This window comes from Robiginitalea marina (assembly GCF_024006985.1).
Taxonomy (GTDB): domain Bacteria; phylum Bacteroidota; class Bacteroidia; order Flavobacteriales; family Flavobacteriaceae; genus Robiginitalea; species Robiginitalea marina.
On sequence record NZ_JAMXIB010000048.1, the window covers coordinates 1 to 327 of the forward strand.

Sequence of the window (327 nt, forward strand, 5' to 3'; positions counted from 1 at the left end):
GATATTGAGAACGGTTCTTCAGCCAACGTGGACCTGTCCGCACTGGTGGGCACCGACGACCAGGGGCTTAGCCTGAGCGGCAACACCCTGACCCTTGAAGACGGGGGCAGCGTGGATCTGACGCCCTACCTGGACAACACCGACGACCAGAACATTTCCGGATCTTCTTTGGTGGGGACTGACCTGACCATCGGGATTGAGAACGGGACCTCGGAGACCATCGACCTTTCATCACTGGTGGGCACCGACGACCAGGGGCTTAGCCTGAGCGGCAACACCCTGACCCTGGAAGACGGGGGCAGCGTGGATCTGACGCCCTACCTGGAC

At 61.2% G+C, this 327-nt stretch carries 1 protein-coding gene; it reads left to right on the forward strand.

The window, feature by feature from the left end; genetic code table 11:
* On the forward strand, positions 1-327 hold a 327-nt coding region (locus NG653_RS14710), incomplete at both ends, for a hypothetical protein (protein ID WP_252742467.1).